This is a genomic window from Thalassobacter sp. (assembly GCF_982993085.1).
This window is the reverse complement of the sequence record NZ_CEZFMW010000039.1, coordinates 20,466-27,629: the sequence shown is the minus strand read 5'-3', so window position 1 is coordinate 27,629 and position 7,164 is coordinate 20,466. Positions and strand designations below refer to the sequence as shown.

General features: G+C 60.0%; 8 protein-coding genes. 2 read left to right on the top strand and 6 right to left on the bottom strand.

Annotation, left to right across the window (positions count from 1 at the left end; genetic code table 11):
* Nucleotides 1–1,063: class I SAM-dependent RNA methyltransferase (locus AC4GMC_RS08155; RefSeq protein WP_490391446.1), on the top strand; the 1,063-nt coding region annotated here is incomplete at its 5' end.
* Nucleotides 1,064–1,068: 5 nt separating this feature from the next.
* Nucleotides 1,069–1,866: an ion transporter gene (locus tag AC4GMC_RS08150; protein ID WP_487878495.1), complete on the top strand. Its 798-nt coding sequence runs from the start codon at nucleotides 1,069–1,071 to the stop codon at nucleotides 1,864–1,866.
* Nucleotides 1,867–1,872: 6 nt separating this feature from the next.
* On the opposite strand, the gene dxs is transcribed toward AC4GMC_RS08150, so the two are convergent.
* The 6 genes from dxs to AC4GMC_RS08120 are packed head-to-tail and all read right to left on the bottom strand — an operon-like array spanning nucleotide 1,873 to nucleotide 7,085.
* Nucleotides 1,873–3,783 (bottom strand): 1-deoxy-D-xylulose-5-phosphate synthase, encoded by a 1,911-nt coding sequence (gene dxs, locus AC4GMC_RS08145; RefSeq protein ID WP_487879325.1) that lies wholly within the window; start codon nucleotides 3,781–3,783, stop codon nucleotides 1,873–1,875.
* Between the two features lie 9 nt (nucleotides 3,784–3,792).
* Nucleotides 3,793–4,662 carry a polyprenyl synthetase family protein gene (locus AC4GMC_RS08140; RefSeq protein ID WP_487879324.1) on the bottom strand — a complete coding sequence of 290 codons (870 nt, stop codon included), beginning with the start codon at nucleotides 4,660–4,662 and terminating at the stop codon, nucleotides 3,793–3,795.
* 4 nt (nucleotides 4,663–4,666) lie between these two features.
* A complete protein-coding gene (locus AC4GMC_RS08135) occupies nucleotides 4,667–4,909 on the bottom strand; it encodes an exodeoxyribonuclease VII small subunit (protein ID WP_038005586.1) in 243 nt (80 codons plus the stop codon).
* Complete coding sequence (locus AC4GMC_RS08130) at nucleotides 4,906–5,835, bottom strand: histone deacetylase family protein (RefSeq protein WP_487878812.1); 930 nt, start codon at nucleotides 5,833–5,835, stop codon at nucleotides 4,906–4,908. Before AC4GMC_RS08130 ends, AC4GMC_RS08135 begins: the two co-directional genes overlap by 4 nt.
* A gap of 48 nt (nucleotides 5,836–5,883) precedes the next feature.
* Nucleotides 5,884–6,585, bottom strand: coding sequence for a response regulator (locus tag AC4GMC_RS08125; protein WP_487878813.1), 702 nt, complete (start codon nucleotides 6,583–6,585; stop codon nucleotides 5,884–5,886).
* Nucleotides 6,582–7,085 (bottom strand): MarR family winged helix-turn-helix transcriptional regulator, encoded by a 504-nt coding sequence (locus AC4GMC_RS08120; protein WP_487879323.1) that lies wholly within the window; start codon nucleotides 7,083–7,085, stop codon nucleotides 6,582–6,584. The genes AC4GMC_RS08125 and AC4GMC_RS08120 overlap by 4 nt, the downstream gene beginning before the upstream one ends.
* Nucleotides 7,086–7,164 lie beyond the last annotated feature (79 nt).

Sequence of the window (7,164 nt, the reverse complement as noted above, 5' to 3'; positions counted from 1 at the left end):
AGAGCATCGGGTCAAAGCGCCTTGTGCGCATTACAACGCCTGCGGTGGCTGCGCGCTACAGCACGCAAGCGATGATTTTGTGGCCGGTTGGAAACGGCAGGTCATTCAAACCGCCCTTGCCGCCCAAGACCTAAGCGTGACGGCAGAGCCGACGCTGACCAGCCCGGCAGGCACACGCAGACGCGGAACCCTGCACGGCAAGCGGACAAAAAAGGGCGCGTTAGTTGGGTTTCATGCCCGCGCGGCCGAAACGATCACACCGGTTCCGAATTGCATGTTGCTGGACCCCGTCATCTTGGCTGCTATCCCAACGCTCGAAAACTTGACCCGGATCGCTGCATCCCGCGCAGCAGAGGTGGCCTATCACCTGACCGTTTCTGACGCGGGCCTCGACCTTGCGATTGAGAACGCGAAGCCGTTGGACGCGAGCATCCGCCAAGAATTGCCATCCTACGTCGCCGCCTTTGCGCGTGTCACATGGAACGGCGAGTCTGTGTTACAGGCCGCCGCCCCCGGCGTGCGCTTTGGAACCGCACGCGTCGTGCCGCCCCCCGGTGCGTTTCTACAAGCCACGCCGGAGGGTGAGACCGCCCTCGTGCGCGCCGCAATGGATGCCATCGGCCCCGCGACACGGGTGATCGACCTGTTCAGCGGATGCGGAACATTCACGTTCCCTGCCGCCGCGCAGGCCGCTGTGCATGCCATGGAAAGTGAACAAACCCTTTTGGACGCGCTCGACCACGGCGTGCGTCACAACCAAGGCCTAAAGCCCATCACGACCGAGCGCCGCGACCTGTTCCGCAACCCCGTCCTGCCCGAAGACCTAACAAAGTTCGACGCGGCCATCATTGACCCGCCCCGCGCAGGGGCCGAAGCGCAGGTGGCCGAGCTTGCCCAAAGCAGCATTCCACGCATCGCGTTCGTGTCGTGCAACCCCGTGACCTTCGCCCGCGAAGCCGCCACGTTGGTGCAGGCGGGCTATACCCTCAATTGGGTCCGCGTCATTGACCAATTCCGTTGGTCGCCACATATCGAAACCGTGGCTTCATTCTCCAAGGACTGATCTTTATGCGCCAAGCGCTCGAACACTTTTTGCTCGGCAAAGCCTTTCGCACGTTCATCATCGCCGTCATCGTGTTCAACGCGATCATTCTCGGGATGGAGACATCCGAGACTTTGATGGATCGTTTTGGCCCAATGATCCTGATGCTCGATACCATCTGTCTGAGCATCTTTGTGATCGAGATTATCCTAAAACTGTTCGCGATGGACCGACGCTTTTTCAAGGATGGCTGGAACATCTTTGATTTTGCCATTGTTGCTGTCGCACTCATGCCTGCGACGCAGGGGCTTTCGGTCCTTCGGGCGCTGCGCATCCTGCGTGTGCTCAAGCTAATCACCGCAGTGCCCAGCCTAAAGCGCGTGGTAGAGGGCCTGTTCAAAGCGTTGCCCGGCATGGCTTCAGTCTTTGGGTTGATGACCCTGATTTTCTACATCGGCGCGGTGATGGCCACGAAACTGTTCGGCGCAGGCTGCGCCATTTGCACCCCTGAACAGGCCGCAAATTTCGATGAATGGTTTGGCACACTTGGTCGCTCTGGCTATTCGCTGTTCCAGATCATGACGTTAGAAAGCTGGTCCATGGGGATCGTCCGCCCTGTGATGGAGGTCTATCCCCACGCATGGGCGTTCTTTGTGCCATTTATCCTGATCACGACCTTTGCCGTCGTGAACCTTGTGGTCGGCCTTGTGGTGAACTCGATGCAAGAGGCATCAGAGGTCGAAACCACCGAGGCGACGGATGCCTACCGCGACGAAGTGTTGGAACGCCTCAAAGCTATTGAAGCGCGCCTAGGGGACAAGTGAGGCCGCTTAGGCCCGCTTTTCTAGCACCTTAACACCCAAGACGTTGAGGACCTTCGCCTCAATATGCTCGGCGTTCATGGCGGCGATTTCATACATGTCGTGTGGGTTGGCTTGATCAATGAACGTATCGGGCAAGACCATTGAGCGGAACTTGAGCCCGTCATCGAACACGCCTTCCTCAGCCAAAAGCTGGGCGACATGGCTGCCAAAGCCACCGATTGCGCCCTCTTCTATCGTGATCAGTGCCTCGTGATCAGCAGCCAGCTTCAAGATCAGGCCACGATCTAGCGGCTTGGCGAAACGCGCGTCGGCGATGGTGGGGTTAAGCCCACGATCCGCCAACCGTTCAGCCGCTTCCTTCACCTCTTCGAGACGGGTACCAAAGGACAACAACGCCACACGTTCGCCCTGGTCAATCATCCGGCCTTTGCCGATTTCTAGCGGTGTGCCCCGCTCGGGCAAATCGACGCCAACGCCCTCGCCCCGTGGAAAGCGGAAGGCGATTGGTCCGTCGTCGTGGGCAACGGCGGTAGCGACCATATGGACCAGTTCAGCCTCATCTGCGGCGGCCATCACGACCATCCCCGGAAGCGACGACATATAGCCAATGTCGAACGTGCCCGCGTGGGTCGCGCCATCCGCGCCGACCAAACCGGCCCGATCAATCGCAAAGCGCACGGGCAAACGCTGGATCGCCACATCGTGGACAATCTGATCATAACCGCGCTGCAAGAACGTGGAATAGATGGCGCAAAACGGCTTCATCCCGCCTGCGGCAAGGCCTGCGCAAAACGTGACGCCATGTTGCTCGGCAATGCCAACATCAAAGGTGCGCTTTGGGAAACGGTCACCAAACAAATCAAGCCCAGTACCATCCGGCATCGCCGCAGTGATCGCGACGATCTTGTCGTCATGCTCGGCCTCTTTGATCAAGCTCTGTGCAAAGACTTTGGTGTAGCTTGGCGCGTTGCTGGGCGCCTTTTTCTGCTCACCCGTGATCATGTCGAACTTGGCTGTTGCATGGCCCCGGTCGGGGCGATCCTCAGCGTAGCCTTTGCCCTTTTGGGTCACCGCGTGGATCAAGATCGGGCCATCCGCGCGCGCCTTGACGGTGCGCAGAACGGACAACAATTGATCCATGTCGTGGCCATCAATCGGGCCGACATAGGAAAAGCCAAGCTCCTCAAACAAGGTGCCGCCAACCGCCATGCCCTTGAGCATTTCTTTGGCGCGTTTGGCTCCCTCTTGGAATGGCTCGGGCAGCATCCGAACTGCGCCCTTGGCCGCGGCCTTGAAATCTTGGAAGGGCTGGCCCGCGTAGAGCCGGCTTAAATAGCTGGACATCGCGCCAACCGGTGGAGCGATGGACATCTCATTGTCGTTCAGGATCACGATCAAGCGTGTGCCTTCATGGCCTGCGTGATTCAGCGCCTCATAGGCCATGCCCCCGGACAGCGCACCATCACCGATGACGGCAATCGCATCGCCCACCGTTTCGGACCCCAAATCACGTGCAACGGCAAAGCCCATCGCCGCCGAAATCGAGGTCGACGAATGCGCCGCCCCAAAAGGGTCATACGGGCTCTCAGAACGTTTGGTGAAGCCTGACAAGCCATCCTTTTGGCGGATCGTCAGCATCCGATCCCGACGACCCGTTAGGATTTTGTGCGGATAGCATTGGTGGCTCACGTCCCAGATCAGCTTGTCGCGCGGGGCGTCGAACACGGCGTGAATGGCGACCGTCATCTCAACAACGCCTAGCCCTGCACCCAAGTGGCCACCTGTCTGAGAGACCGACCAAATCGTCTCCTTGCGCAGCTCGGTCGCAAGGCGGGTCAGGTCAAAATCACTCAGGCCCTTCATGTCGGCGGGCCCGGCGATCCGGTTTAGCAAAGGTGTCTCGGGACGGTCCGACATCGCGGCCTCCTATCTGTCGCGCGTCACAACGTAGCGTGCAATGTCACGCAACGTATCAGCTCGGGGGCCATAGGGCTGAAGTGCCGCACAGGCCTCATCAATCAGGGATTGGGCGCGGGCCTTGGCGGCCTCTAGTCCCAGCAGGGAAACGAACGTGGCTTTGCCCGCGTCGGCATCCTTTTGCAGGGCCTTCCCCGCGAGGGCGGCATCGCCTTCAACATCCAGCACGTCATCCGCAATCTGAAATGCAAGGCCAAGCGCGCGCGCGTATTTCACTAGCGGGGCCGGATCAGCGCCGCCCAGGATGGCCCCGGCTTCACAGGGCCAGACCAAAAGCGCGCCGGTTTTGTTGCCCTGTAGTTCGGTAATTTGCTCAAGCGTTAATGGCACAGAGGCGGTTTCGGCAGCGATGTCCTGTGCCTGACCCAGCACCATGCCCTCGGACCCACTGGCACGCGCAAGCGTCAGACACAGCTGCGCCCGTACGGCGCCATCAGGATGCGTATCGGGGTGCGCAAGGATCTCAAACGCGAGGGTTTGCAGCGCATCGCCGACCAAGACGGCCGTCGCCTCATTCCATTTCACATGCACGGTGGGCTGGCCGCGGCGCAGCGCGTCATCATCCATGCAAGGCATATCATCATGCACAAGGCTGTAGGCATGCAGGCATTCTACCGCAGCGCCCGCACGAAGCGCATGAGTCGGATCCACATCGAACAATCGCGCCGTTTCCATCGCAAGAAACCCACGCAGGCGTTTGCCGCCCGCACTGGCGTAGCGCATACCAGCCGTCACCTCACTGGTAGGGAGGGCGGACATGATCTCATCCAGGCAATCCTGCAAAGCGGATTGCGCGACACTCAGGTCTTGCTTGAACATGGTCTTACATATCGCCTACGGGACGGCTCCCGGTGGGTTGCCCGTCGGCATTCAGCACAAGTTGCTCAACCTGCTCTTCGGCAGCGCGCAGCTTGGCCTCACAATGGGCCTTGAGCGCGGCACCACGTTTATACAGCGCGATGGACGCATCCAGCGCCACGTCGCCCCGGTCTAGCTGCTGCACAACGGCCTCAAACTCGGCCATGGCCTGTTCGAATGTCATTTCGGCGACGGGTTTATCGGTCATTGGCCGCGCTCCTTTAGGGTGCTGACGTGGGTGGCGACCGAAGCCGCCAAGGCGTCCAAGTCATAGCCGCCTTCAAGGCAAGACACCACCCGGCCCGAACATGTGGCGTCGGCCACATCGCACAATCGTTCGGTGATCCAGCGGAAATCTTTGGTGGACCAGTTCAGACCCGCTAAGGGGTCATCGCGGTGGGCATCAAAACCGGCTGAGACAATCAATAACTCAGGGGCGTAATCCATCAACATGGGGAACACCTCAGCTTCATAGACCGCGCGCATGTGGGCTCCGTCCGATGCGGTTGGCAGCGGAATGTTGGTGATCTGCCCATGGGCCCCGCTCTCACTGCGTTCGCCGCTGCCCGGCCATAGCGGCATTTGGTGGCTGGATACGAACCGCACACGCGGCTCTTCCCACAACAGATCTTGGGTGCCATTGCCGTGATGCACGTCAAAATCCACGACAGCCACGCGGCTGAGGCCATGCGCCTCTAGCGCGTGTTGCGCCGCAATTGCCACATTCCCCAAAAAGCAAAAGCCCATGGTTTTCTCGGTTTCGGCATGATGACCGGGCGGGCGCGTGGCCACAAAGGCGTTCGCAGCATCCCCAGACATCACCAGGTCAACGGCGGCTACAGCAGCCCCAGCGGCACGCCAAGCAGCCTCAACCGAGCCTTTGGACATCCATGTATCTGGGTCCATTTGCACCAGCCGATCATCCTCGGGGACCGATTGGCGTAGCATATCCAGATGACTTTGCGGGTGGCAGCGCAAAACGACGCTATCATCGGCGATGGGCGCATCGCGACGATCAAGGTCCATTTTGGCCAAGGCCGCTTCAATAGCCCTGATCCGGGCGATTTGTTCGGGGTGACCCTCGGGGGTGACGTGGGCCAGCGAAGCGGGATGTGTGTAAAGCGCGGTTGTCATGGCCGTGACCCTACAGCGCCGCCCCCGCAGGGTGAAGTCCCGACCGTCCTAATCCGGGGCGAGCATATAGCCTGCGCCACGCACCGTTTGCAAATATCGCGGCTGCTTGGGGTCTGTCTCAATCTTGCGGCGTAAGCGCGTGATCTGAACATCCACAGCGCGCTCTTGGCTTTGCACGCCGTCGCGCGACAAACGCTCAACCAACTCGGTCCGGCTGACAGCCTCATGGGGGGTGCCGCTGAATATTCGCATCAGGCTCGATTCCGTTGCCGTCAGCCGCACAAGCGCCTGACCTTGCCACAGCTCGCCACGCTCCATGTCGTAGCGGACGCCGCCCAGATGCAAAACTTTGGGCGCAGAGGCCACCGCACCTTGTGGCATCCGCCGCAGCACGGCACCAATGCGCAACAACAGCTCTTTCGGCTCAAACGGTTTGGCCATGTAATCGTCAGCACCAGCCTCAAGGCCAGTGATCCGATCCCCGGTTTCCCCCTTGGCCGTCAGCAGCAGGATGGGCGTTTCGCGGGTCTCACGGATTTCGCGGCACAGGGTGATGCCGTCGTCACCGGGCATCATCACATCCAGAATAATCAGGTCAAAATCGAGCCCCGCCAACAGCCGCCGTGCATGATCTGCGTCTCGTGCGGCTGTGGTTAGATACCCGTTCCGCACCAGAAATTTCTGCAAAAGGGTCCGTATCCGCTCATCATCGTCGACAAGTAAAACGTGGGCCTGTTGGTCTCCGCTCATTGGCCGGGCTCCTTCATCGCCGCGTAATGGCGACGCATTTCAGGGTCCATCATATGCTCAAGAACTGTGCGAAAGCCAGCGACGGCGTTTGGCCCCGCTTCGCGGAAAGCCGCGCGCATGCGTTGACGTTGGGCATCAGACAGTGCGCGCTCCAGCTCACCGCCCTTATCGGTCAGGAATAAATGCCGCTCCCGCTTGTCTTTGGCACCCACCCGCGCCTCGACCAGACCGTCGGATTGCAGGGTCCGCAGCACCCGGTTGAGCGACTGTTTGGTAACGCCCAGAATGTTGAGCAGGTTGTTCACGGTCGTGCCCGGCGCGCGGTGGATAAAGTGGATCGCCCGATGGTGCGCGCGCCCATACCCATGATCCTCAAGGATACGATCCGGATCAGCCGTAAAGCCGCGATAGGCGAAAAACATCGCCTCAATCCCTTTGCGCAACTGCTCATCGGTCAGAAAAAGCAGGCTCTCACCACTGCTGGGTCCGGGCTGATCCATCGGTTAGGCCTTTCTGATCACGTCTTACCCGATTTTATGTCAGTGTTGTTGACTTTCCAAGAGCGCATTGGTAGCGATT